The organism is Acinetobacter sp. YH12142, assembly GCF_013418435.1.
GTDB lineage: Bacteria > Pseudomonadota > Gammaproteobacteria > Pseudomonadales > Moraxellaceae > Acinetobacter > Acinetobacter amyesii.
The window spans coordinates 17904-42697 of the sequence record NZ_VPCB01000014.1 but is presented as its reverse complement, the minus strand read 5'-3'; the positions used below and the strand labels follow the sequence as shown (position 1 = coordinate 42697).

General features: G+C 41.0%; 23 protein-coding genes and 1 riboswitch. Of the genes, 14 read left to right on the top strand and 9 right to left on the bottom strand.

What is annotated here, in order from left to right; genetic code table 11:
• Positions 1-4: 4 nt before the first annotated feature.
• Positions 5-253: a hypothetical protein gene (locus FTU77_RS15885; protein ID WP_218947314.1), complete on the bottom strand. Its 249-nt coding sequence runs from the start codon at positions 251-253 to the stop codon at positions 5-7.
• Positions 254-284: 31 nt separating this feature from the next.
• Between FTU77_RS15885 and FTU77_RS16045 the strand changes: the two genes are divergently transcribed.
• The 6 genes from FTU77_RS16045 (at position 285) to FTU77_RS11595 (ending at position 7493) form a co-directional block, all read left to right on the top strand.
• Positions 285-866: a hypothetical protein gene (locus tag FTU77_RS16045; RefSeq protein ID WP_257222206.1), complete on the top strand. Its 582-nt coding sequence runs from the start codon at positions 285-287 to the stop codon at positions 864-866.
• Between the two features lie 5 nt (positions 867-871).
• The gene (locus FTU77_RS16040; protein ID WP_257222205.1) at positions 872-1477 is read left to right on the top strand and encodes a hypothetical protein; all 606 of its coding nucleotides are present in this window, start codon (positions 872-874) and stop codon (positions 1475-1477) included.
• 26 nt (positions 1478-1503) lie between these two features.
• Entirely contained in the window at positions 1504-2595 is a 1092-nt protein-coding gene (locus tag FTU77_RS11610) for a hypothetical protein (protein ID WP_233945001.1), read from the top strand.
• 438 nt (positions 2596-3033) lie between these two features.
• Positions 3034-4731: a carboxypeptidase regulatory-like domain-containing protein gene (locus FTU77_RS11605; RefSeq protein WP_180055852.1), complete on the top strand. Its 1698-nt coding sequence runs from the start codon at positions 3034-3036 to the stop codon at positions 4729-4731.
• 354 nt (positions 4732-5085) lie between these two features.
• A complete protein-coding gene (locus FTU77_RS11600) occupies positions 5086-6441 on the top strand; it encodes an amino acid permease (RefSeq protein WP_180055851.1) in 1356 nt (451 codons plus the stop codon).
• A 296-nt stretch (positions 6442-6737) separates the two neighbouring features.
• The gene (locus FTU77_RS11595; RefSeq protein WP_180009091.1) at positions 6738-7493 is read left to right on the top strand and encodes a hypothetical protein; all 756 of its coding nucleotides are present in this window, start codon (positions 6738-6740) and stop codon (positions 7491-7493) included.
• A 72-nt stretch (positions 7494-7565) separates the two neighbouring features.
• On the opposite strand, the gene FTU77_RS11590 is transcribed toward FTU77_RS11595, so the two are convergent.
• The 4 genes from FTU77_RS11590 to FTU77_RS11575 form a co-directional block, all read right to left on the bottom strand.
• Positions 7566-7937: an MmcQ/YjbR family DNA-binding protein gene (locus FTU77_RS11590; RefSeq protein ID WP_218947310.1), complete on the bottom strand. Its 372-nt coding sequence runs from the start codon at positions 7935-7937 to the stop codon at positions 7566-7568.
• A gap of 34 nt (positions 7938-7971) precedes the next feature.
• Positions 7972-8577 carry a murein L,D-transpeptidase family protein gene (locus tag FTU77_RS11585; RefSeq protein WP_180009088.1) on the bottom strand — a complete coding sequence of 202 codons (606 nt, stop codon included), beginning with the start codon at positions 8575-8577 and terminating at the stop codon, positions 7972-7974.
• A gap of 112 nt (positions 8578-8689) precedes the next feature.
• Positions 8690-10135 carry a YdiU family protein gene (locus tag FTU77_RS11580; RefSeq protein WP_180055850.1) on the bottom strand — a complete coding sequence of 482 codons (1446 nt, stop codon included), beginning with the start codon at positions 10133-10135 and terminating at the stop codon, positions 8690-8692.
• A gap of 121 nt (positions 10136-10256) precedes the next feature.
• Complete coding sequence (locus FTU77_RS11575) at positions 10257-11417, bottom strand: acyl-CoA desaturase (RefSeq protein ID WP_180055849.1); 1161 nt, start codon at positions 11415-11417, stop codon at positions 10257-10259.
• A 190-nt stretch (positions 11418-11607) separates the two neighbouring features.
• On the opposite strand from FTU77_RS11575, the gene FTU77_RS11570 reads away from it, so the two are divergent.
• Positions 11608-12153 (top strand): META domain-containing protein, encoded by a 546-nt coding sequence (locus FTU77_RS11570; RefSeq protein ID WP_180055848.1) that lies wholly within the window; start codon positions 11608-11610, stop codon positions 12151-12153.
• 66 nt (positions 12154-12219) lie between these two features.
• Here the strand turns inward: FTU77_RS11570 and FTU77_RS11565 are convergent, their stop codons facing one another.
• The 3 genes from FTU77_RS11565 to FTU77_RS11555 form a co-directional block, all read right to left on the bottom strand.
• The gene (locus FTU77_RS11565) at positions 12220-12933 is read right to left on the bottom strand and encodes a glycerophosphodiester phosphodiesterase (protein WP_180055847.1); all 714 of its coding nucleotides are present in this window, start codon (positions 12931-12933) and stop codon (positions 12220-12222) included.
• Positions 12934-13118: 185 nt separating this feature from the next.
• Positions 13119-13703, bottom strand: coding sequence for a cob(I)yrinic acid a,c-diamide adenosyltransferase (locus tag FTU77_RS11560; RefSeq protein ID WP_180055846.1), 585 nt, complete (start codon positions 13701-13703; stop codon positions 13119-13121).
• 47 nt (positions 13704-13750) lie between these two features.
• A complete protein-coding gene (locus FTU77_RS11555; RefSeq protein ID WP_180055845.1) occupies positions 13751-15604 on the bottom strand; it encodes a TonB-dependent receptor domain-containing protein in 1854 nt (617 codons plus the stop codon).
• Between the two features lie 236 nt (positions 15605-15840).
• Positions 15841-15997, top strand: a riboswitch (cobalamin riboswitch).
• A 128-nt stretch (positions 15998-16125) separates the two neighbouring features.
• Between FTU77_RS11555 and FTU77_RS11550 the strand changes: the two genes are divergently transcribed.
• From FTU77_RS11550 to FTU77_RS11525, 6 genes are all read left to right on the top strand, one after another.
• Positions 16126-17994: a TonB-dependent receptor domain-containing protein gene (locus FTU77_RS11550; protein WP_180055844.1), complete on the top strand. Its 1869-nt coding sequence runs from the start codon at positions 16126-16128 to the stop codon at positions 17992-17994.
• A 160-nt stretch (positions 17995-18154) separates the two neighbouring features.
• Positions 18155-18796, top strand: coding sequence for a phosphoribosylanthranilate isomerase (locus tag FTU77_RS11545; protein ID WP_180055843.1), 642 nt, complete (start codon positions 18155-18157; stop codon positions 18794-18796).
• Positions 18780-20006 carry a tryptophan synthase subunit beta gene (trpB, locus tag FTU77_RS11540; protein WP_180055842.1) on the top strand — a complete coding sequence of 409 codons (1227 nt, stop codon included), beginning with the start codon at positions 18780-18782 and terminating at the stop codon, positions 20004-20006. The genes FTU77_RS11545 and trpB overlap by 17 nt, the downstream gene beginning before the upstream one ends.
• 205 nt (positions 20007-20211) lie before the next feature.
• Complete coding sequence (locus FTU77_RS11535; RefSeq protein ID WP_180055841.1) at positions 20212-20937, top strand: CPBP family intramembrane glutamic endopeptidase; 726 nt, start codon at positions 20212-20214, stop codon at positions 20935-20937.
• Between the two features lie 21 nt (positions 20938-20958).
• Positions 20959-21483, top strand: coding sequence for a DUF1543 domain-containing protein (locus FTU77_RS11530; protein WP_180055840.1), 525 nt, complete (start codon positions 20959-20961; stop codon positions 21481-21483).
• 139 nt (positions 21484-21622) lie between these two features.
• Positions 21623-22615, top strand: a complete 993-nt coding sequence (locus FTU77_RS11525; protein WP_180011760.1) for a DUF2804 domain-containing protein — start codon at positions 21623-21625, stop codon at positions 22613-22615.
• 51 nt (positions 22616-22666) lie between these two features.
• Here the strand turns inward: FTU77_RS11525 and FTU77_RS11520 are convergent, their stop codons facing one another.
• Complete coding sequence (locus FTU77_RS11520; protein WP_078191325.1) at positions 22667-23542, bottom strand: metal-dependent hydrolase; 876 nt, start codon at positions 23540-23542, stop codon at positions 22667-22669.
• Between the two features lie 145 nt (positions 23543-23687).
• Here FTU77_RS11520 and FTU77_RS11515 point away from each other — a divergent pair, with 145 nt between their 5' ends.
• Positions 23688-24716: an AraC family transcriptional regulator gene (locus FTU77_RS11515; RefSeq protein ID WP_180027141.1), complete on the top strand. Its 1029-nt coding sequence runs from the start codon at positions 23688-23690 to the stop codon at positions 24714-24716.
• Positions 24717-24794: the final 78 nt, after the last annotated feature.

The window sequence follows — 24794 nt, the reverse complement described above, 5'->3', positions numbered from 1 at the left end:
TTTTTTAAAAGCCTTTAATTTTTAAAGGCTTTTTTATTTGTATTTTTAAGAGGGAAAAACATAATGATTTTAAAAAAACCTTATTAGCAATAAGCTGTTCTGTAATTTTAACTGCATGTGGCGGTGGTGGCGGCGGGTCTTCTAGTAGCGGTGGGACTTCAGATAATGGCGGTTCAAATGGGGAAACAGCTAACCCATCAAATCCAGCAACAGATTTAGAGAAAGCTAAAGTATTAATCAAAACTACGAACAATATTATTGCCTATTTTGACAGTTTTAAAGGTTTGCAGTCTCAGTATGAGCCTGCATTTGATGCTGTAAGTAATGCAGGAAATGATATTAGTAATGCTTCTGATCTCATCATTACTTTAGCTTCATTGGCGCAGAAAGATGCTCAAGGTTCCACAAAAGACTATACCGCTGCAGAATTAGAGGCACTTTTAGAGGATGATGCGACCTATGGGGGGATATATTATCCAGATTATATTTTGAGCAAAAATGGTCTTAAAATCAGCGTAACACCGACTTCAGTTTCTGTTAATGGAAGTGTATCGGCTAAATATTGGATGGACTATATATGGGATAGCAGTACTTTTACTGGAAAAGATGTTTTTAGCGATGCGGTTTTGATTACTGTAAGCAATTTAAAGTTGGATGCGCCATTCACAGCATCTGCAAAACAGCATGATTTTAAAATAGTTTCAGGCGGTAAAATCACAGCTAAAAATGCGGATGGATTAGAATCAAGCTTAGGGTTTAATAGCAACAGTACCGCTCAAGTTGTTTATGATACAGATATCAAGCTGGAAGACTCAGAAAGTGAAAATGCTCCGGTTACGGCACAATTTAAATTTTTAAATTTTTAAATGTTTTGTTAACAACTCAGAACGCGAAGCTGAATTTAACTGAACTTTCAAGCAAAGCTGCTCGAGTTAAATTCAAAAATGGTACTGAAACATTTAATCAAATTATTCCATATGAAATTATTTTGAAAGGTGAGGCTTTAAGCGGAGCAGAAAACTTAGGCTTAGATGCAAATATTAAGCTAAAAAATGATCTGACTAAAACCTTTGATATTACCCAAGGCGAATCTGCGGCTGCATTTATTAATGCAGATTTGACAGTTAATCTCTCTGGTAACGTAAAAGGTGGGGGGGCTGCTGTGAAGCCATTCAGTTTACTGCTTAACGCTAAAAGGAATGATTACCAAAAAGGGATAGCAAATCTTAAAGTTACAGTTGATCAAAATACATTAAATATAGATGTAAAAACTGACAATCTGATCGCGCAATCTCCAATTATCTGGTCAAGAGTATCTCATGCGAATGGTGCATTTGTAGAAATTCCAGATTTAGATCAATTCAGTTCTGCTGATATTAAAGTCGGTACTGTTAGCTACGGTACGATCAATAGAGTATCGAATAGCATTTATTCTGCGAAATTTACCGATAACACTGTGCTAATGATTGCACCATAATAATGAATTAAGGAGAGGGGGTAACGATGTTCCCCCTTTTTTCTATGTTGAAAAAAAAATTAGTATTATTGGGATTATCGCTCCCGTTTTATAGCTATGCACAAGAGGCTATCTATTATCAAGTGCAAGCAGATGTTTATAGTGAACCGTTAGCGATTCATGCATTTACAGATGATTGGGATGATTCTAAGTTTAAATCAGGAAAAAATGCATTTGCTCATGGTTTAATGCAATTGGGCGTAAAGCAGGGTAATTGGGATTTTAGCTGGATCTGGCGATATGACTATGCGCTCAATTTCAGTGAGGATACAGCAAAGCTTTATTATCAAATACAGAATGAACTGCCTATCGATGCAAACTCAACGTATGACTTGAGGCTTGAAGCACAGCATATTGATACTGTTGGGTCTCGGGCTGCCTATACATGGCCCATTAGTTCGAATTGGAATTTAGAAACGGGTATAACCGCGTTAATTGGGCGTCATTATATTGATGGTCATATTAATGCGCTAGGGGTAACGACAGATCAGCAAGAACTTATGGACCGCGTCAAATGGCTGAATGGGAGCATAGATTACAGTTATGATCATCCTGCTTTGAAAGAAGATAAAATGGGCTGGAATGAGCAGGCGCATAGCGGGTATGGCTATGCCCTAGATGCGACTTTAAGAGGTGCTATTGCAAAAAATTGGAATTTAAAAATTAATATTCAGGATGCATTGGCATATTTATATTGGCAAGATGCTCCATACACACGATATAACATCAGCTATGATCAAGATAAGCGTCCACGGTTTGATATTCAGGGAGAGTTTGATAAAGATAAGACCTATGCGCAAAAGCTGCCATTTAAAATTTATTCGGATTTAAATTATGACTCAGAGCAGGCTTGGAGTTTAGGACTCAGTTCAATCTCAAATGAGTATATAAGTCTTTGGCAGCTCAATGCATATTGGAATACAGGGCTAATGTGGGGAATCCATTTTGAACCCCAAACCAATTCGTTTGGCCTTTCCGTCAAACATGAAAACTTTGGTTTTAAATACATAGCAGATTCATTCAATACCAACCAAGCAAAACGTATGGGCGCGCAAATATATGCGCAATATCTATGGTAAGTGCTGTTGGACCAGCGACTGTAAACAGATTAGCTTCTTTAGAATGTGTAAAGTTTTAAGCAGTTGTTTTATTTAACCGTATTGATATGTATTAAAAAAAGCTTTGCATTGTCATAATGGAATTTAAATTGTTCGGTTATGGATAAGTTTGAATTTATCTATAACCTTTTTTATTTATATCGTAAATTTTTTATTTTTTAAAGTTTTTATCAGTATTAGATATTTATTAGTATTCCATTTTTGAAGGAATGGGCATCCCTTAACAGCAAAACAATGGCAATTGGATGAATGATAAAAATCACATAAAAATGCGAAATTTGCGCATTTAATGAAAATTGGTTATTATTTTGCTGGAATATTCACCAGTATGTTTGGGCTGGTAGAGTTCAATGTTGAGATAACAATTTTTAAAAATGGAAAAGCCAGAGGGCAGAACAGATGAAAAATAGCGCATTTGCAAAAATAATAATGGTCACAGGTGTCTTGGGTTTAACGGCGTGTGGCGGTAATGATCGTGACGAGACAGGGAGTGTACCGCCAGAGGCAGTTGCCGATGCTATGGTTCAAAAAAGCGTAGAAGAGCTGACTTTATTAGATGTGAATAATCTTGCTTTAAATGCTGCGTCGATTCAGATTTTAAGTGATGAAGAATGGCAAAAAGTACAAGCAGGCAGTCTGAAAATAGCAACAAATACAATCACAGCGGATGATTCTGAGCAGCTATTTCCACCGATCAATAGTTTACCGACAGAGGCTCATTTTAAAGGTCAAAGTTATCTTGCCAATGCCCAAGGCATCGTTAAACTGCCTAAATTGGCTGCAGGCACATATTATGTTTTGGTCACTAAAAATGGACAGTCTGCAGTTTCGGCATTCTTGATCCATCCTAAAAATACCAATAAGAGCATTGTGTTGAATGTGGTTCTCAACTGCTTAGACCAAGACTGTCAGACACTAAGTGATGCACCAGTCAATGATGCAGTGGTCGGAACATTGTCTGGTCAAGTGATTTTTAAAGGGAAGCCTTTGGCGAATGCGCAAGTGTCATTGTCTGGCGGTACAGCGACCAATGGCGCATTTGTTAGTGCTTTGACTGATGCCAATGGATATTTCACGCTTTCATTTAATGTATCCAGTGCGCTGCTTGAAGCATTGAAAAATGCCACGCTCACCATTAACGGTGCAGGAATTAATGCTATTACGAAAAAAGTTACGGTCATTGCTTCTTCTGCATCGGGCTATCAATTTGAAGTGCTGCCCGAAACAGCATCTGCAGATGTGGTATGGCGTGAAACTTTTGAAGTAGACTCTGCAACCCGCAATGCATGGACAAGGTCGCAGCCAAGTGTGGCCAATGTTGATTGGCAGTTGCTAAACAAAGGTCACAACATCCGTAATAATCAAGTGAATCAGCGTGTACGCTTAGCGCCGAATGACCAAAGTCAAGGCAAGGTACCTGAGCCACTGCAAGGTAATACGGCATATTGGTATGGCGACAAAGTAAATGGCAACTTTATTGGCGCTTTAAGTGATTCATCTTTGGCTCCAGAGTTTGATGGCGGAACATCTAATACCCATAATATGGGTGAGTTAATCTCACCTGCCATTAATCTAAGCCAGTATCAAGCGCCTTTGAGTTTAAGCTTTAAAACATGGTGGGAAATTGAGTCGGTCAATCCAAATAATCAAGGGTTCGATTTGATGAATATTTTAGTTTCTACCGACGGTGGCAACAGCTTTAAGACCTTGGCTCGATTAAACCCGCTGGCAGATCCGTCCTCTGCATATGAGCGCGCGCCGATTCCATACAGTAATTTAGGCTTTAACCTCGCGCCGGCTGCTGTTCAGCAAGAAGCAATTTCATTGGATGAATATGCAGGCAAGGCCAATGTTCAACTGAAATTCCAATTCAAAACGGTCGATCAACTTTATAACGGTTTCCGCGGATGGATGATTGATGATGTGGTGATTCAGAAAAAAGCCGGAACTTTCCCATTATTTGATGGAGCGAGTTTTGATGAAAATTCAGATAGTTTCTCTCAGGACTATACTGGCGTCGCTGCAAAACAAGCGGGCGCTGTGCTGAAAAGCACGAATAGTTATGCACGTTGGGCGGATGTTCCACAGCGTAAATAACGATTTACATGGTGCCGCAGTATGAATGGTTAGAATAGGTTTAGGCGTACTGCATTCGCGATCAATCAACCATCAAGCGTGGTGAATGCTAAAAACAGCTCTCAATTGAGAGCTGTTTATATTTGAAAGGGCAATATATTCAGCCACTTCAGCACACTGGCGGCTAAAGATTTCGGATGTTGTAATGGAATCATATGGCCTGTATTGTCAAGCACTATAAATTACCAAGTGCTATGGAGTAATGCAGCTCACACGCTGTATTCCATAATGATTCATACAGAAATAAACTGCGAATATTTGGCTGCAAAGAGCTGCACAGGCTACAATCCACTTTTTTATAAGATGAGACGTGTTGTGAGCAGCGAAATGCCTCAACTGCAGCGCCGATTAAAGAACCGCCATATTCAGCTGATTGCAATGGGTGGCGCAATCGGGACAGGGCTATTTTTAGGCTCTGCGCATATTATTGAGTCGGCTGGACCATCGATAATTCTGGGCTATTTGATTGGTGGTTTGATTGCTTTTCTGATTATGCGCCAGCTGGGCGAGATGATCGTGCAAGAGCCAGTCACAGGTTCATTCAGTCATTTTGCTTTTAAGTATTGGGGCAAATTTGCGGGCTTTTTAACGGGCTGGAACTACTGGATTCTGTATATTTTAGTAGTGATGACCGAGCTGACCGCGATAGGCAAATATGTCAATTACTGGTGGCCGCATGTGCCTGCTTGGGTTTCAGTTTTGGTGTTTTTTGCTGTGATTACGCTAGCCAATTTAGCCAATGTCAAACTGTATGCAGAATCTGAATTTTGGCTGTCGATGATTAAAGTTGTGGCGATTGTTGCCATGATTATTTTTGGTATATATCTGCTACTTACAGCTGGCGCAGACTCTACCGCTTCGATTAGTAATTTATGGGTACATGGCGGCTTCTTCCCGCACGGTTTTGAAGGCTTATTCTACATGCTAGCCTTTATGATGTTTGCTTTTGGCGGCATTGAATTAATCAGCATGGCGGCGGCTGAAACTGAAAATCCTGATCAAAATATCCCGAAAGCGGTGAATCAGACCGTGATCCGCGTGTTCTTATTTTATATCTGTTCCTTGGCGGTACTGCTGTCGCTGGTGCCGTGGAATCAGTTGAAACTTGGCGGTTTGGATCATAGTCCTTTTGTGATGATTTTTAATCAGATGGGGATTGATTGGGCGGCACATTTGCTGAACTTTATTATTTTGACTGCATCCGTTTCGGTCTGTAATAGCGGCATGTATGCCAATAGCCGCATGCTGCTCGGTTTGGCAGAACAGGGCAATGCGCCAAAAGCCTTTAAACAGGTGAATAAGCACGGGACACCGATTGCTGCGGTTTTATTTTCAGCTTTGTTGATTTTTGGCTGTGTGCTGCTGAATTATTTCTTGCCTGAAAAAGCATTGAGCTATTTGATTTATATCGTGGTGAGTGCTGCGGTACTGAATTGGATGTTAATCAGCTTGATTCACCTGAAGTTTAGAAAAGCGATGCAGCAGCAGGGCATACAAACTAAGTTTCCTGCTTTATTTGCGCCGTTCACTAATTACGTTGTATTAGCATTCATGCTGATGATTTTGTACATCATGTGGAATCAGGGTTTTATGTTGTCGGTGCTGATGCAGCCGCTATGGATATTATTGCTGTTTGTGCTGTTTAAAGTGATGCAATCGAAGAAGGTTTAATACCATGAAGGCTTAGGGACGAGCCTTTGTTCACTGTTACTAAAGAATGATTTTGAAAAGTTCTAACAAAGTACGAAAATTGAGAGAACATTCATATAAAGACCGCTCTAGTGCATATTCTAAAAGCGGACATTTTTACTTTGGAGAAACCGGACATTTCTACTTTGGGCTTACAAAAGAATTTCGTATAACGTGTATTATGTTAATTTTAGGAAAATTTAACTATTCTAATTTTTTGGAATCTTAATATTTATAAGAGTCAAATAATGCTAATAAAAGGATATTGGATTCTTTCCATGTATGCACTGTTACTTATTGGGTGTACATCAAAGGATATTCCTCAAGAGGGGGAAATAGTGACATGGAAACAAAATCCACAACTTATTGTAAAAGCTAAACTTGGACCACGCAGAAAACATATACCAGATCAATTTGATTATGAGTTTTATAGACCCGCTCGAGAACATTATTTAGGGCAATTTCCCATAAATTATGTTCCTGAAAAATTTCCAACAATTATGCAAGGAGAAGCGAACAGTTTGCCTATGCCTGATTCGAATCGACAATTACAGTTTGATTTAAAATTAAGCAATTCGGATTTTCAAGCAACCGATGGTTATTTACCTGATCATGATGATCAAGTGAGAGTTCGGATAGAAGGTCTTACCATGGATATGCGAAAGCAAAATTTAGATACCTATAAGACATTTTCGCAACGAAAAGAATTTTTTAAAGAAAATTCAAAATTTGAAAAATATGGTTTGACCTGTTACAAAAAAAAAGTAGCTGATAATTTCTATGGTTGTTATGGAAAATCCAAAAAATATGATGTTACCGGTATTTTATTAGATGTAATTGCTTTAGAAAATACGGCAGATAATCGATTTATTCAAATTCGAGGAGAAAGTTATGAGCCCAATAAATATGGAGGTATCTGGGTTCAATGGGAAATGAACTTGAATAATTGGGATAGATGGCAAGAAATAGATAGTGCAATTTGGCGCTTATTAGGCACATGGAACTCTGCTCCACCGTCTCAAGAAAGTAACTGATTTTAGTTTCATTTAACATAAGGCGATTATACGAAATTCTTAAAATTAACCTGATTGTAAGGGAAGTGTTATCTAAACACTCCTCAGCAACTCAATCCTTTGCCGCTGTCCTTTATTTAACTTCGATACAACTAATTCATAAGAATTCAGCACCAAATCCTGCAGCAGCTCATCTTCCAGTGCGTCATCTGTAAAAACAGAAATCCAATGCTGTTTATTCATATGCCAGCCTGCACGGATAAAGGGATAAATATCCTTCAGCATCGCGCCATTGTCTGGCAGCACTTTTAAGTTGATCGCTGCTTTGCCTTCTAAATGAAAACTCAGCATAAAAACCTTATCCATCACCTTAAACACATCACAGCCTTCACCAAAAGGCTGACTGCATGTGGTTTCAGGCAGGGCTAAGGCCGTCTTAGCAGCTACAGCATGTAATGCAATCATAAGAGATAACCAAAATAAGCCTGAGCGTTAAAGCCTAAGGATGAATATGAATAACGGTATCATTATTTACCAATTGCCAAATTTCATCCATATCAATATTACGCACTGCAATACAGCCCCAAGTCCAATCTTTTTGTGGAAAATACGTCATGAGCTGAGGAGCAGCTTTCATCTGCAAACTGGTCGCTGAACCATGAATCATAATGTCACCACCTGCAGAAACCCCTAAATCTTTAGCCTTCTGTTTATCAGTCGCATTGGGGTAAGAGATATGCAAAGACTTATAAAATGAACTTTGCGGATTGCGCCAATCAATCATATAGCTGCCTTCAGGCGTTTTGCCATCACCTTCTTGAACTTTATGTCCTAGCGGTTGAAAACCCAGACGCATCGGGTAACGCCGAATGACTTGATCCTGATGTTTTAATTCCAAATAACGCTGAGCTTTATGTACCTGAATATTGTCGATCGGCGTTTCTTTGCGAATTTTTTGAATTTGCAAATCACTTAATTCAGGTGGAAAGACCAGTGCATTGGCAGGTGTAGGTAGATATTTTTCAAATTTTTGATAGGCAAAGTAGGCTACCGCAATACAGAAGAGGGTAGCGAAACTTAAGATCGTGATATTTTTTCTTGTCATTATTTTTTAGAGGATGAAGTGCTTTCACAGTCCATCGATTTCTGAATTGTGGATAATGTTTAAATTATCCACAATTATGACCCGAGTGAAATGTGGATTTGTGGATAAATGTTTAAGACGAGCAGCTAACCATCACTTCAGGCACATCACTTGGTAAAGGTCCTAAATCTTCTGTTGTTTCCAGTTCAGGCTGTTTGCTAAAGGGCCGACTGAGCAATGTAAACAAACGCTCTACTTCTAAAAAATCATTACGTTCAGCAAGTTCAATCGCCTTTTGAGCCATATGGTTGCGCAAGATATATTGCGGATTGGCCTGTGCCATTTCAGCATCTAAAGCATCGGTGTCCTGATGCGCACGGATGCTTTCATATTGTGCCAAGAAACTTTCAAAGGCACGGCGGTCTAAGCAGTCATCTTTAATGGCTTCATATTCATGATTTTGCAGACGGATAAAACTTTGCGTGTAATCCAGCTGCTCACTTTGCAGAATACGCAAAAAGGCCATAGCGCAGTCGAAGCTGCCTTTATGGAAACTCGGCAGGCCCATTTTCTGAGCTAAGCCCAATTTATAATGTTCCAAGAAGGTCAGTTCAAAATGCTCTAAGCATTTGGCTAGATCGTCTTTCCACTGTTCTTTGTCATAGTCAGCAGGGCAGAGCGGAACGAGATTATTCAGCCATTGCCAGAGATTCCAATGCCCGATACTTGGCTGCTGTTGATAGGTATAGCGGCCTTGGTAGTCCGAATGGTTATTGATCCAATTGGGGCGGAAGCGCTCCATAAATCCATAAGGACCAAAATCTAGCGTTGAGCCAGTAATATTCAGATTGTCAGTATTCATTACGCCATGCGCAAATCCAACCAATTGCCATTTGGCAATCATCACTGCGGTACGCTGAATGACTTGAGTGGCAAAAGCTAAAATCGGTTGTTCGGCATCCAAGCATTCAGGGTAGTGCCATTCGATGCATTTCTGCGTGAATTCAGGTAGTAAATCACCCTGATATTGATTGATCCATTCAAAATGTCCCAATCGGATATGACAGTCAGATGTACGCAGCATCATCGCGCCGAGCTCGAGTTTTTCGCGCTGTACACCTTGCTCAGAACTGGTAAAACCCACCGCATTGCTGGATGCAACGCCTAGGTTGTTCAGCGCATGTCCTGCCAAATATTCACGAATGGTCGAGCGCAGCACTGCACGTCCATCGCCCATGCGTGAATAAGGCGTAGAGCCGGCGCCTTTAAGGTGCAGGTCAATGGTTTGCCCATGTTTATCGATGATTTGCCCAATCAATAAGCCGCGTCCATCGCCCAATTGGCCGGCCCATTGTCCAAATTGGTGACCTGCATAGACCATGGCCAAAGGTTCAAATTCAGCAAAGGTTTTTTGACCGCTGCAGATGTCTACCCAAGCTTGTTTATCTGCTTCTGACCATTGCAACTCATCAGCAAGTGCGGCATTAAAATGCCCTGCTTTTGCGCCTTTTAGAGGAACAGGTTGCTGATGATGGTACAGGCGAGGTGGCAGGGTGTTATAGCGGGCATTGAACAGCATAATGATCTTTAAAAATTCAAATTATGTTTAAACTATAGCAAAGACCAGATAGAAAAACTGTAGCTTAAAATCAATAAAGCCTCCACAAGGGAGGCTTTATCATTTGAGAGGCTTAAAAGAATTAAGCAGTTTTCTTTTTCAAATTACGCATCAATTGATTCAATGCTTCACGGTGCTGTGACAAACGCTGTTCAACTTGTAGGAATTCAAGTTTGAGTTTGTCATCCATCTGATGAATTTTTTCAGCAACTGCTGTTTTCTTCGCTTGAATTTCCTGTTCTTTTAATTTTGCCCAGTCATTCAAAGTTTGCGAAAACGCATCATATTCTTGAGAAATACGTTGCTTAGCGGTCGCAATATCATCGGTCATGTTGAGACCATAGATCGCAAGGTCTTGTTCCGCATACTTGAACTTCATAGCCAACTCAGCTTTTTTAATATTAAAGCTAGGAATACGGCGTAAATTTTTGGCAAGGCCTAATTTAGAGCAGCTCCAAATTAACCATTTTGTTGGATCGTATTGCCACCATTTCACACCATTACGGTAGTCGTATTGGAAAATATGGTGATAGTTATGATAACCCTCACCCCAAGTAGCAATAGCTAACCAGAAGTTATCACGCGCGGTATTTTCGTCAGTATATGGACGTTTACCCCACATGTGGCACAGTGAGTTAATAAAGAACGTCACATGGTGGCTCAAGATTAGACGCATTAAACCGCCCAATAATAGAACGCCCCACATATCGCCTACAGCCCAACCAATTGGTACTAAAATCGCTGCATGTACAGCAATCACCAATGGAATGTAGTATTTATCTTGAAACAAAACGACTTTATCTTTTAACAGATCAGGTGCGTTTTTGTAGTTCGGTTCTGCTGCTGGATAATCACGAAGCATCCACCCGATATGGGCATACCAGAAACCACGATTAATCGAGTATGGATCTTGGTCAATATCGTCTACATGACGGTGATGTGTACGGTGACCTGAAGCCCAGAACAAAATACTGTTCTGAACAGCAAAAGTACCCATGAGCATTAAAATGATTTTTAAAGGCAAGGTTGCTTCATAAGCACGGTGTGCCCATAAGCGGTGATAACCTGCGGTAATACCTAAACTGCTGACACCCAGTAAAACAAACATACTGATCCAAGCAGCGGCACTAAAATCATGATTAATGGCATATAACGGAATTGCAATAACTGCGACAATAGGTAAAAACACCAATGCAAAAATAGCAATCCAGTTCATTGGGGCTTTGGGTAGGGGAGCATTCATCTCCAACAGCACTCCTGAAACCTTGGGAGGTATAGATAGGACTAATCCCATTAATTTTTTAAGGGATTTTAAACGTACAGAATAGTAGCACGGGAAAACCCGTTTTCACCACTGTTATTGTACAGTTGTATTGTTCTAAACAGTAACATAATACGACTGAAGTTATTTGACTTTTTGTGGGGTAAAAAAGATGCTAAAAAAACAGCAAAATCGTCAAAATAATCCGCAGCTTTTGGTCAAACACTGTATCTGGGGCGGCTTTCTGATCAGTTGTCTGGGACTCATGGCTTGTCAAAGTTCTCCGACGCAGAAGGTGACTACAAAGTCACAAGGGAAATCACAGGAAAAGTCACATGGCAACAGCGTTGAGCAGCCATTAAAAGTCATTCGCGTAAATGATGGGATACAAGATATTCCATGGGAGATTGTGCAAATTGCAGGGCAAAAAGCCAAGTTCTTTCATCATCAACCTTATTTGCAGTTCAGTTCACAATTTCGACAAATTCAAGGTAATACAGGATGTAATAACATCAGTGGCACTTATGTGATTGATACCTTAAAACACAGCATTGATTTGAATGCGCGAGCAGGCTATTTCAGTTGTGATTCGGCTTTGGCTCAAGAGGCTGAACTTTCAGATGCATTGCAATCCGCAACACGGTTTCAAATTCAAGCGAAACAGATGACGATGCAAAACAGTCGGGGTCAAACCGTGTTGGTTTTAGAACGAAAATAGGCCAGTTGAAAAAGCCACGTGTTGATCGAAGACTGAATTACATAAAACTAGGGGAATAAAGCAGCATTAAAAATGCTGCATCATTAATTTAGGATAGTCGGTAATTAAACCGTTAATGCCCCAATCTTTAAGCTGTTTAGCACGATCAACATCGTTGACAGTCCACACGCTCACATTTAATTTTGCCTGCTGTGTGGCCTGAATAATGTCTGAATTGGCGAGTTGGTTCATCCAACCGATTTGAGTACAACCCAATTCGAGTGCTTGTTCAATCGCTTTAAATTTTACGTCCGTTTCAACCAAAAGCCCGCGTTTGAAGCCAGATTTTTTCTGTTGCAAAGCAAGATGAATTTTAGGGTCAAAACTGGTAATCACAGCGGAATGTTCGAACCCTTGAAGCTGTTGTTCTAATGTTTCGGTTAACGCTTCTGCTTCAGCTTGTGTCTTCACCGCTTTCACTTCAACTTCAATATGATCGAAGTTATGAATAATTTTAAGTGTTTGTTCGAGCAGTGGCGTCGGTTCAACTTTATTCCATTCTGACCAAGTAACGGCATGGTTATAGGGTTCTAACTCTTGTGAACTACATTCATATAGATGTTTATCTTGACCTGCCGTTCGCATAAATTGGTCATCATGCATAATCACTAGCGCACGATCTTTCAATTGCCGAACGTCAAATTCGACAGCACGAATCCCTAAATCTTGAATATATTGAAAACCGCCAAGGGTGTTTTCAGGTGCTTCGCCACGAGCGCCACGGTGTCCGATTATGCGCATAAAGGGCCTGCAAAATTGAAAGATAAAAACATAGTGTCCTGTAAGCATGACAGGGAGATGACACTGTTATTTTGATCCGATCATCCTGAAATACAAGAATGATCGGACGAAATGTTTCGATTTATTTCAATGTAAAATAGACTTTTAATTGGTCAAAGGATTTGAGCAATGTTTTGATCCAATACTTATTGATCAATCGTGTCGTTAATATTCTTTTGCCAAAGTACTTCAGAACCGCCTTCAGCGCGCTGTAAAGTTCTTGATGCGACAAATAACCAGTCTGATAGACGGTTTAACAGCTGCAATGAAGGTGCTTGAATGTTTTGGTCGCGATTATGTACTGCCATTAAACGGCGTTCTGCGCGACGACAGACTGCACGGGCTTGGTGGGTAAAGCTGCACACCAATGTTCCTGATGGCAGGATAAAGTCTTTGAGCATTGGCAGCGCTTCATTCATGCGGTCAATGTCATTTTCCAAAAACTCAATCGACACAGGCTGTACCAAGTTGAAGTTTGGAATGCAGACTTCACCGCCAAGGTCGAATAACCAATGCTGAATCAGGCTGAGCGATTTATCCCAAGCCGCTTTGTCTTCAATACTGCTAAGTGCGATGTGCGAACGCAGAATACCAATGCTTGAATTGAGTTCATCGACATCGCCTAAGGCTTCAATACGTAAATCATCTTTGGCTACGCGTGATCCGTCTCCAAGACCTGTCGTACCTGAATCGCCTGTGCGGGTATAAATTTTACTTAAGCGGTGGCCCATTTTAATTGTCCATTTTTTGATTAAAAGTTGAATAAATCAGTGTGAAATTAATATCTAACTGTGATGCCAAAGGAAGCCAAACGGCCGCCATTTAAATAGAATTTGCCGTCGAAATTGCCAGCAGAAGCCGTTTTATATTGAACATCGCCGACATTTTGAATATTGGCAAAGAAGCGCAGTTGCTCGTTGGGTTGGTAATAACTATTGAAATCAATCTGAGCATGTCCAGGGATCACATCCTCATCATAATTACTGCTGTCTGAATGGCTGTTCGCACTCAGCGTTGTTGACAGCCCATAATGTTCATCAGCCCAACCAGCTGACAATGCCAGTTTTTGAAGTGGGCGGCGGCTCAAATCCAAACCTGTTTTATCATTTTTTGCTTGATTGTAGCTATAACTGGCCTTTGTAAAAAATGCCTCATTGCTCCAATTCACATAGACTTCTGAACCTTGAATGGTCACTGCATCAATATTGGCAAACTTCCAGTTATTGTTGGGATCAGAATCAATAAGGTTATCAATTTCAGTTCTGTAGATAGACAAACCAGTTTTTAGTTGTGGTGTCATTTGTAGGTCTAGCCCAATTTCATAGGATTGACTTTCTTCGGGTTTTAAGTCAGGGTTTGCATAGTCGCCATAATATAAGTCGTTCATGGTTGGCGCTTTAAATGCTGTACCAATATTGGCATAGCTACTAAACAACGGCGTGAAAAAATAACGCGCAGCAACTTGTCCGACCGTGTGTTGACCATATTTTTCATGGTCTTCACGACGAATACCCGCTTGAGTTTTTAATTTATCAGTTTGATATTGGTGCTGTAGATAATAACCCGTACTGTTTAAGTCTTGATGAAAAGACTCTGCAGTTTTTAGCGTTGATGTTTCTAGCTGCCGATGGGTGATGCCTGCAATGATGTTCTGAGACGGCGTCATTTGCTGTTTTGCGGTCAGTTCATATTCAGTGGATTCATAATGGGTCTGTTCAAAGATTTTGAGCTGTTCCAACTCATCTTTAAAATAAGACACGCGAGCATTCAGGGTCAGCTGATCTGTGGGGTTGAAGCGTGACTTCAGGGTTGCAATTTGATTTTTAAAATCTTGCGACTTTTGCTCATATTGCAGTGAATTCCAGCTGTATTGCTCATATTGAGCATTACCTTGGTTTTCAGAATAATCCAATGAAGTGCCAAAGCGTGTTTCTTCATAGCCAAATTTGGCAGACACGCCTTTTTGATTAAAGCTAGAAGCTCTGGCATTTTCATGTTCATGAATCAATGTGCCGTCGGTTTCTAAACGCTGTCCACGAATTTGCGCATAAAAACCTTGCTTGGCTAGGTCTACCCCGATAGTACTTTTATAGGTTTGATTTTCACCTATTTCAGCGCTGATAAAAGCTGCATTTTTTTCAGGGGTTTTGCTAATGATTTGTACCACACCACCAATGGCATTGGTGCCATAAAGGACAGATGCTGGGCCTTTTAAAGCCTCAATCTGCTTAATGTCTGTGGTATCTATAAAATTATTTGGCGCTAAACCGCTGGCATCATTATTTAAACGGACACCGTCACGCAATACCAAAGTGTGGTCTGACTCTGTGCCACGTAAAAAAAATGAAGCTTGTTGTCCATAGCCACCCAGCTGCACCATATTGATAGAAGCATCACTCATTAATAAATGTGGAAATGATGCAATTGGTGATTGATCTATGAGCGACTCATCAATAATGGAAATACGTGCTGGCACATTTTCTAATTTTTCTTGTGAGCGTGTTGCAGTCACCACAATGGTATCCATTGTTGGTTGAGCAATGCGCGATTCATTTGCAATACAAGATGTAGAAAAAGCCCAAGCGGCAGCAATGCCTGTAGCGAGTGCTGTAGGGCGAGCTAAAGTTGACATGCGATGCTCCATACATTTACCCCACGTAAATGATTGAGTGATAGAACACAGTGAGCAGGTATCGGACTGGCAAGGTTTCGCTTGCGCACCGTTGCGGGGGCAGTGTTGTAGAAACTTCCCATGCCAACTGTTGTGAATGGTTTAAGTATAGAGAACTCCGATTTATCGAACAATCAAATCTATCGGGCATTTTAGGGTTGCTGCATATTCAGCTTGACTTGCTGTGGGGCAGAAACTAATCTGCCCATGCTTCAGGTGCTTCCTTAATTGAGAAGTGAAACTGGGAAGTCAGTCCAGCAGTATAGAGCTGTTGTTATCTGACACTGCCCCCGCAACGGTGAATCGTTATTTATAACGTAAGTCCGGAGACCGGCCTGATGCAGACCTATTCATAATGCGGCGGGCGTTATAGCGGGATTGCATGCTTTTGTCTGAAAAATGGCAAGCTATCGCTTACCCCAAAACCGCCTCGCGTTATCCAACTTTTAATTCGCACGGGCGGTGCGATCGGGGAATACAGCATGCATTCTTTCTCTAAGACTCTACTCGGGTCGCTTTTTGTTTTATCTCCACTTTCTGCGGCCATGGCAGAAGACCAAGTTCATCAGCTTCCAGTGATTACCAACACGGTTGCCAATATTGTTGAGCAAGACACACAAAAAACTTTGGCAGCAGTGACTGTAATTGACCGTGAAGAAATTGAACGTAAGCAATTTACTTCTTTACAAGAATTGCTTCGTACAGTGCCGGGCGTAACGTATAGCAATACTGGCGGTTTAGGTAAAGTTACAAGTGTTTCAATTCGCGGTACGGGTAATCGTCATGCATTGGTCTTGGTGGATGGTCAAAAGGTGGGTTCAGCAACGCTTGGTGAAACTGCTTTTGAACACTTCCCAATTGATCAAATTGAACGTGTAGAAGTTTTACGCGGTCCGCGTTCAAGCTTATATGGTTCAGAAGCCATTAGTGGTGTGATTCAAATCTTTACCCGTAAAGGTACGCAAAATGGGGTGAAGCCTTTTGCATCTTTTACCTATGGTTCTCATGAAACATATCAGAGCAATGTTGGTTTAAATGTTAAACATGACAATACTTGGGCAACCTTGAGTTTAGCTGGCACCAAAACCCAAGGCATCGACGCGACAAATATTAATGAAGCCAATGATTTAGATAAAGACGGCTACGAAAATAAGTCTGCATCTTTACGTATGGGGCATAAATTCAATGATCAATTTAATGTTGATGCAAGTGTCTTAGTCGTTGATGGTGAGAATGAATACGATAATAGGGATGACTGGGGTTCTCCTTATATTGATGCAAACAATGTGCATAGTAAAATCGAGCAAAATGTTTACAGTATTGGTGCAACCTACAAGCCATTTGATGTGTGGACTACAGGGTTAAAGTTAGGGCGTTCTGAAGATAAATTAGATAGTCGTGATGCAAATCCATCGGTCATTAACACACAGCGTGATAGCTTATCATGGCTGAATACACTGAACTTTAATAAGCAAAATACCTTGATGCTTGGTTTTGATTACCAGAATGATGAAGTGTCAGGTACGAAAGCTTATGCCGTTAAAGAGCGGGATAACAAAGCTTACTTTGCACAATATCTAGGTTCATTTGGCAGCTTTGATGTGCAAGGTGCAGTTCGTCAGGATGATAACGAACAATTTGGCAACCATACGACTGGTAGTGCGACTTTGGGATATCGCTTTAATGATACTGTACAAAGTTATGTCAGTTATGGCACCGCATTTAAAGCCCCGACATTCAATGATTTGTATTGGCCAGGAAGTGAAAATCCTACATTAGTGCCAGAAGAATCTGAAAACTATGAAATTGGGTTCAAAGGTGTGATCAGCAATGTTCAATGGGAGCTAAACGGTTTCTATAATGAAATTGAAAATATGATCGCATGGGCACCAAATGCAACGGGGAACTATGTTCCAAGCAATATAGATAATGCAAAAATTAAAGGTGCTGAATTATCATTCACTCAGCAATTAAATGATTTTGTTTGGAATGTGAATTATACATATCAAGAACCTGAAAACGAGACAGCAGGACTTCATGGCAAGCAGTTGGTCTTAAAGCCAAAGCAAATCTTTAATGCATCAGCTGATTATACGATGGATAAATGGACTGTCGGCGCTTCAGTTCATGCCGAAGATAAGCGTTATACCAATGCTGCAAATACTGATGAGTTGGGTTCTTTTGCCACAGTAGATACGCGAGTAACTTATCACGCAACGCCTGAATTCAGTGTTCAAGCCAAGCTTGCCAATATGTTTGATAAAGAATATTCGACAAACTACAGCAATAGCACTTTATATAACCAAGATGGCCGTACTGCTTGGGTAACTTTACGTTATGCGATGAAATAATCGATTCAATAATTCAAAAAGCCCTGAACATTCAGGGCTTTTTATTTTTGCAGTGGAATCATGCTGAAAATCCACGCAATGCATGAAAATTGCATTACAATGATTCGCCTTTATATTCATAGATAGGCTATGAATAGGGCGGAGTCAGAGCCAAAACAACATGCGAACCCGTGCCAAAATCTGCGGAATTACACGTACTCAAGATATTCAGTCTGTCGTCCAAGCTGGTGCAGATGCGATCGGATTTGTATTCTTTGCGCCCAGCCCGCGCAGTGTAACGGCAGTGCAGGCCGCTGAACTGATTCAGCATGTGCCGCCGTACGTGCAGACCGTGGGTTTATTTGTGAATGCGTCGGCTGTGGACATACAGGCTATTTTAAAAATTTCACCTGTAGACATCCTGCAGTTTCATGGCGATGAAAGCCCTGAACAGTGCCAAACGATTGCGAAGTCCGTTGGACGCCGTTGGTATAAAGCCATTCAAATGAAACCTGAATTGGATGTGATTGCAGAAATCCAAGCTTTTCAGCAGGCAGGGGCAAGCGCCGTACTGTTAGATGCATGGCATCCTAAGCTGAAAGGCGGTACAGGGCATAGCTTTGACTGGGCACAGTTCCCAAAACTCGATATTCCTTTAATTTTGGCGGGCGGTTTAAAGCCTGACAATATTGAAGAAGCGATTCAAACCACTGGCGCTTACGCCGTAGATGTGAGCGGTGGTGTAGAATCGGCAAAAGGTATTAAAGACCAACAACTCATAGAACGCTTTATGCAAGGAGTCCATCGTGGATCAGCAAAATAAGATTGACTATACCCAATTCCCTGACGCACAAGGGCATTTTGGTATTCATGGCGGGCGTTTTGTGTCAGAAACTCTTATGGCAGCACTTGAGGACTTAGAAAAACTCTATTTCCGTATGAAAGATGATGCACAGTTTTTGGCAGAATTCGACCGTGACTTGGCGTATTACGTCGGTCGTCCAAGTCCTTTGTATTATGCTGAGCGATGGTCGAAAGAGTTGGGTGGTGCGCAAATTTACTTAAAACGTGAAGACCTGAACCATACAGGCTCACATAAAGTGAATAACACGATTGGTCAGGCTTTGCTGGCTAAACTTTCAGGTAAAAAACGTATTATTGCCGAAACAGGTGCAGGTCAGCACGGTGTAGCAACGGCAACGATTGCAGCACGTTTAGGCCTTGAATGCGTGGTGTTCATGGGTGCAGAAGACGTAAAACGTCAAGCGATGAACGTGTACCGTATGCGTTTACTCGGTGCGACTGTTGTGCCTGTAGAAAGCGGTTCAAAAACATTGAAAGATGCTATGAACGAAGCGATGCGTGACTGGGTCACAAACGTAGATTCTACTTATTACGTGATTGGTACAGTTGCAGGCCCGCATCCATATCCGCAATTGGTTCGTGATTTCCAATCAATCATTGGTCGTGAGGCGCGTAAACAAATTCAGGAACAAGCAGGCCGTTTACCGGATGCGCTTGTTGCATGTGTGGGCGGCGGTTCAAATGCAATGGGCTTGTTCTACCCATTCTTAAATGATGAAGATGTGAAAATGTACGGTGTCGAAGCTGCAGGCTACGGCATTGAAACAGGCAAACACTCTGCACCACTCAATGCAGGGCATGTCGGTGTACTTCACGGTAACCGTACTTACCTGATGTCAGATGATCAAGGTCAGATCATTGAAACACATTCAATTTCAGCAGGTTTGGATTACCCTGGTGTAGGACCAGAACACAGTTTCTTGAAAGATATGCACCGTGTTGAATATGTGCCGATCAATGATACTGAAGCGTTGCAAGGCTTCCGTGATTTAACGCATATTGAAGGTATTATCCCTGCGTTAGAAAGCTCACATGCCATGGCTTATGTGACGAAACTTGCGCCGACGATGGACAAAGACCAAATCATTATTGCGACGGTTTCAGGCCGTGGTGATAAAGACTTAATGACCGTTGCCCGCATTGATGGTGTGGAAATGGTTGAGATGTAAATTCCTTTAAGCCCTCTCCTTTAAGGAGAGGGTTTGGGAGAGGTTATATATTCTGAAATATCAAATCGCGCAGAAGTCATTTCGCGCGATTTTTTTGGCAGTAAGTTTTATTGAGGCAAATCACTATAAAATAGATGCAGAATAAAAGTGTGAAATAAATCACAATACTGTGGAAATTTTATTGCTTTAGAAAGACTTTATAACAATGACATTTACCCAATTGGTTCGTGCAGAATCCTTTCCAACCCATATTTTTTGGCAATGGCGTGATACTTTTGCGCTGTGTATTCTTCCGCTGATCTTGCTCAACAGTTATGTCTTAGACCAATTTTTTGGTGTTTCAGCTCAGGTTGCTTTGGGTGATTCGATCTTTCGCGGTATTTTATTTATTGCCGTGTGTTGGCTCTATAAAACGATGCTATATACGCACTGGCAAAAGTATAAGCAGGCCTTTTGGCGCTCAAGTCTGTTGGTGGTTGTTGGTGCAGTCGCTTTACAAGTAGTGATTTCTTTTACACGCAGTCTGTTGCCCGTTGGTGAGAACATTGAAAAAGAATCGACCATTGATCCCAATACGATTGCGTTTTTTAGCTTGCTGATCATCAGCCTTGGGCCATTATTTACCGCATTGCTCGAAGATATTATTTTCCGCTATACCTTGCTACAAAAGCTATTTATACAGCCTTGGCTGTGGCGATTGATATTGGTATTACTGAACTCAATTTTATTTGGCTTGATTCATTATCATAATTTCGATGGCGATTTGATTGCGACCATCAGTTTTATGGTTGCAGGTCTATTTCTCAACCTCATCTATTTGTGGACGAGAAATATTTGGCATGTCTTACTCATTCATTTCGTCAACAATGCAGTACTCTCTTTAGGCGGCGTGATTTTGTTGAAATTACTTCAGCCCTATGTGGGCAGTTGAAGTCAAAAATAGGGGGAGATTGTGTCCAGTTTATTTATGGTGATGCTCGGCGGACGCCATCCAAGAGCAAATATCGAAGTGCATGATGTCATTCTTGCAGTGGGTAACGCATTAGAAGAGGTTTATCCACAACTGAGAACGGCATGGTTTGGTGAGCAAAAAGGCTTACATATTGATGCTTGGGCACAGGTACATACAGTCAGCACTGAAAATCGGCATTATCGTATCCAATTTTGTGATGCCGCGCCCCGAGCTGAAGATGAAAAATTATGGCTGATTAATCTCGGGGGATATGATGCCCGCGAATTTGGTGAATTACATCGTTATGTTTTGGTGACAGGACAAAACGCTAGTGTCGCGAAACAACGGGGCAAGGCTTTTTTTGAGTCACATTGGCAAAAACAACATACCGATCGAACTCTAGATGTTGATGATTGTATTGCGATTGATCATGTCTATGGGCGCTATATCGAATTGGTTGAAACGCCGCATAGCCAGCAAAATTCATGGAAAAATGATTACATCTTAATAAATGAACATTTGTGATGATTAAGAGCTGAAATGTCAGCTTTTATATTTTTTTGTGATATTCGCCTGAAATCAGATGGATTGTCTTTTCAGGCGTTAAATAATAGGCATAATAACATTCAGGATTTAGACCTTAAACCTCAATGGAATGGCGTATATGGATTTAATACGGCCGAATGGACAGCCGCATTATGGGCGTTTTAGTGAACTTCCCAATCGCATCGATTTAAGTAAGTATGAATATAAGACACCGTATGGAAAACGACTTCAAGGTTGGCGTAAGCGTTTAAAATATAAAAAATTTAAATTTTGTTGTATTCAGCATGATCATTATACGATTGGTCTAGCGATTGCCGATATCGCGTGGGCGGGGCACGGTTTTGTCTATGTGTATGACCATATTACGAATGAAGTGTTGGAATGGAATTCGATTAATTTCCTGTCACGTAATACCGTTTTAGATGAACAACCTTTATTTAATCAAAGTCATTTTATTAAGTCTGGGATTCAACTAGACATTCAGCATGCCAATGGTGTGCGATACATTCAAATGTCAAAACATGGCGAACTCAAACTGAGCGCTCGAGTGTTTTGTGCGGGGACTGATCCGCTGAGTATGTGTAGCCCTACAGGAATTAATGGTTGGACCTATACTCAAAAATTGACGACGTTGGGCTGTGAAGGTTTTTTTATCAATAAGCAAGGCAAGACCATTCAATTTCATGACCGAACATTGGTGTCTTTAGATGATACCTGTGGTTTTCTTCGTCCTGAAACCGCATGGTTTTGGTTATCGTGTAACTTTTGGGACAGTCAAAATCGACGCGTTGGGATCAATCTTGCCTCTGGGGTAAATGAAAGCTTTGGTAATGAAAATTGTCTGTGGGTCAATGGACATCTGTATGCCATGTCTGATGTGTTGTTTCAACAGCAAGGCGATAATCAATGGAATATTAGCTCATTAGACAACAGCTTAAATTTGATCGTCACCACAGGTTGGCGACGCTATGAAAACCTGAATTTAAGATTGGTCGGTAGTCAGTTCAGTCAATGGCAGGCAAAAATTAGCGGTACAATTCAACGTGATGGCGAAGAAATAGTATTCTTAAATGAATATGGTTTACTTGAGCAGCACTATGCCAAATGGTAAGTCTAAGCCTATAAAAAAGCCGCAATCGATGCGGCTTTTTTTATTCAATTTTTATTTTGCAGCTTGCCAAAACACTTCTGCAGCTTGAATTGGATCATTGGTTTCTTCATAAGTTTTTAACCAAAGATCATAATTTTGCACAATGGGATGCTGACTCGGATGGAAGTCTTTTTTAAACCAATCTCGATATGGTTTGCTCATACGGGTGAGGGTGCCATTTTTACCAAAGAACCACGGTAAGCCTTTCATATTTAATTTTAAACGTTCAGTGAAACTGAAGCCGTCATGTTTCAGCATCACATTGGCACGGTATAAGGTAAAGCCGAGCATCAATCCACTGGTCCAGACCAGAGTGAATTTCTTTAAATTTTCATCGACCTTCGCCACATCTTTCATCACATCAAAAGCCACATCGCGATGTTCCATTTCTTCTATCGCATGCCAAATAAATAATGCACGGACATAAGGATGCGCAGATTCTAGTACGGACTTTTGGCTACAGAACGTTTCAGCCATCAGCGCGGTCAAATGCTCGGCAGAAGCCGTCATGGCAATGTTGTATTCAGGTGAGCGCTTGCTCAGTTCAAATTTAAAAATTTTATTTAAGCGTTTAATGAACGCATCGACAGGCATGCCTTGTTGTTTCATCAACATATTCATTTTGTCATGCGCCATACCGTGCTGCGCTTCTTGACGAATAAAGTCAGCGACACGTTGCTGTAAATCAGGGTCTTGAATTTGACTGCGGAACAGACGTACAGATTCAATAAAATAGCGCTCGCCATCAGGAAAGGTCAGGCTCAAGGCATCAAACATACGTGTTAAAAAGGGGTCCCCGCCAAACCAATAGCGCGGGATTTCTTCTAACTTAAAATTAAGCTTTGTGCGAACAATAGGTTCGACTTGATATTTGACGATAGCATTCATGATATTTTTTCTGTGCGAGTCGTATTGATTGCAGTATGTCGGAGAAATTGCACTTTGTTTTGACAGATATTGCCAATTTTTATACATTTTACGCCATGATGAAAATATAAAATGTCAGAATTGGCAGGTCAGAAAGAGGGGCGTGATGGCTGAAATTCAGATCCCAAATGGTTACTTCCAACTATGGAATATGGTCTTAATTGAGCGTGAATTAAACTATACACAGCTCGAATGGATTGCGCCGTATGCTGCGCAAATTCAGCATGTGCTGTCTTTGCCGATCGACTCTCAATCGCCGAATTCTTTTTTTAATACCATCATGCAACTGACTCAGCAGCATCTGGATTGCCCGCAATTGGTTTTTGAAATGGCCAAGTATATTCGTGCAGAGCATTTTGGGGTGTTAGGCTATATGGCGACACTGAGTAATAGCGTAGCAGATGCTTTGCAATATGTGATGCGGTTTAGTCGTTTGGTGATTGATGGCGCGCAAATTGTGCCTATGAATATGAGCCATCAAGATCATCAAATTATACTGTCTTGGCCTCAGCATGATGATGAGTATGCGTTGGTGAATGAATTGACCATGGCCTGTATGGCACATTTGGCCAAGCAAATTTTTCCAGATTCTTTAAAGTTACTCCGCATTCATTTTGCCCATGCGCCGCGGATGGCACGTTATCACTATGAAAAGTTTTATGGTTGCCAAATGGAATTTTCGACCCTTAAATATTCATTTGTGATTCATGCAGACAGTTTGGATTTAAAGTCAGAACTTGCTGATCCGTCACTGATGCAATTGTTATTACGTCAGGCCGAAGAGGCGATAGCCGCTCGTCCGCAACATGCAGATCCAATTCAACAGATGCAACAATGCATAGCAGATTATCTCAAATTACAGCAGCAAGCCCCTAAAATAGAGTGGTTAGCAGAGGAGTTACATCTGTCAGTCAGAACCTTGCAACGACAGTTAAAGGAGAAAGACACCTCGTTTAAACGGCTTTTGGAGCTTGAACGGATGAAACGCTGTGAATATCTACTTTCACAACAAACCCATTTGACGGATATCGCGTTGCAGTTAGGATATTCAGATCAGTCTGCTTTGGCACGTGCTTTTAAGGCATATAGCGGAGAGACATTATTAGCGCGAAAAAAAGCCTTGAGATTAGAATAAAACTTGCAGATTGCTCGTTAAGAAAAGCCTTTCAAACAACATTAAAAAAAGCGGTCAAACGACCGCTTTTCTTTTAAG

Coding starts and splice junctions, on each gene's coding strand:
- FTU77_RS11520 (WP_078191325.1), bottom strand. CDS start 23,542: ATGAATGCTATCGTCAAATATCAAGTCGAACCTATTGTTCGCACAAAG.
- FTU77_RS11585 (WP_180009088.1), bottom strand. CDS start 8,577: ATGACAAGAAAAAATATCACGATCTTAAGTTTCGCTACCCTCTTCTGT.
- FTU77_RS11580 (WP_180055850.1), bottom strand. CDS start 10,135: ATGCTGTTCAATGCCCGCTATAACACCCTGCCACCTCGCCTGTACCAT.
- FTU77_RS11560 (WP_180055846.1), bottom strand. CDS start 13,703: ATGGGCCACCGCTTAAGTAAAATTTATACCCGCACAGGCGATTCAGGT.
- FTU77_RS11595 (WP_180009091.1), top strand. CDS start 6,738: ATGTATGCACTGTTACTTATTGGGTGTACATCAAAGGATATTCCTCAA.
- FTU77_RS11605 (WP_180055852.1), top strand. CDS start 3,034: ATGAAAAATAGCGCATTTGCAAAAATAATAATGGTCACAGGTGTCTTG.
- FTU77_RS11550 (WP_180055844.1), top strand. CDS start 16,126: ATGCATTCTTTCTCTAAGACTCTACTCGGGTCGCTTTTTGTTTTATCT.
- FTU77_RS11565 (WP_180055847.1), bottom strand. CDS start 12,933: ATGCGCATAATCGGACACCGTGGCGCTCGTGGCGAAGCACCTGAAAAC.
- FTU77_RS11575 (WP_180055849.1), bottom strand. CDS start 11,417: ATGAATGCTCCCCTACCCAAAGCCCCAATGAACTGGATTGCTATTTTT.
- FTU77_RS11590 (WP_218947310.1), bottom strand. CDS start 7,937: ATGATTGCATTACATGCTGTAGCTGCTAAGACGGCCTTAGCCCTGCCT.
- FTU77_RS11535 (WP_180055841.1), top strand. CDS start 20,212: ATGACATTTACCCAATTGGTTCGTGCAGAATCCTTTCCAACCCATATT.
- FTU77_RS11570 (WP_180055848.1), top strand. CDS start 11,608: ATGCTAAAAAAACAGCAAAATCGTCAAAATAATCCGCAGCTTTTGGTC.
- FTU77_RS11555 (WP_180055845.1), bottom strand. CDS start 15,604: ATGTCAACTTTAGCTCGCCCTACAGCACTCGCTACAGGCATTGCTGCC.
- FTU77_RS11545 (WP_180055843.1), top strand. CDS start 18,155: ATGCGAACCCGTGCCAAAATCTGCGGAATTACACGTACTCAAGATATT.
- FTU77_RS11610 (WP_233945001.1), top strand. CDS start 1,504: ATGTTCCCCCTTTTTTCTATGTTGAAAAAAAAATTAGTATTATTGGGA.
- FTU77_RS11525 (WP_180011760.1), top strand. CDS start 21,623: ATGGATTTAATACGGCCGAATGGACAGCCGCATTATGGGCGTTTTAGT.
- FTU77_RS11515 (WP_180027141.1), top strand. CDS start 23,688: ATGGCTGAAATTCAGATCCCAAATGGTTACTTCCAACTATGGAATATG.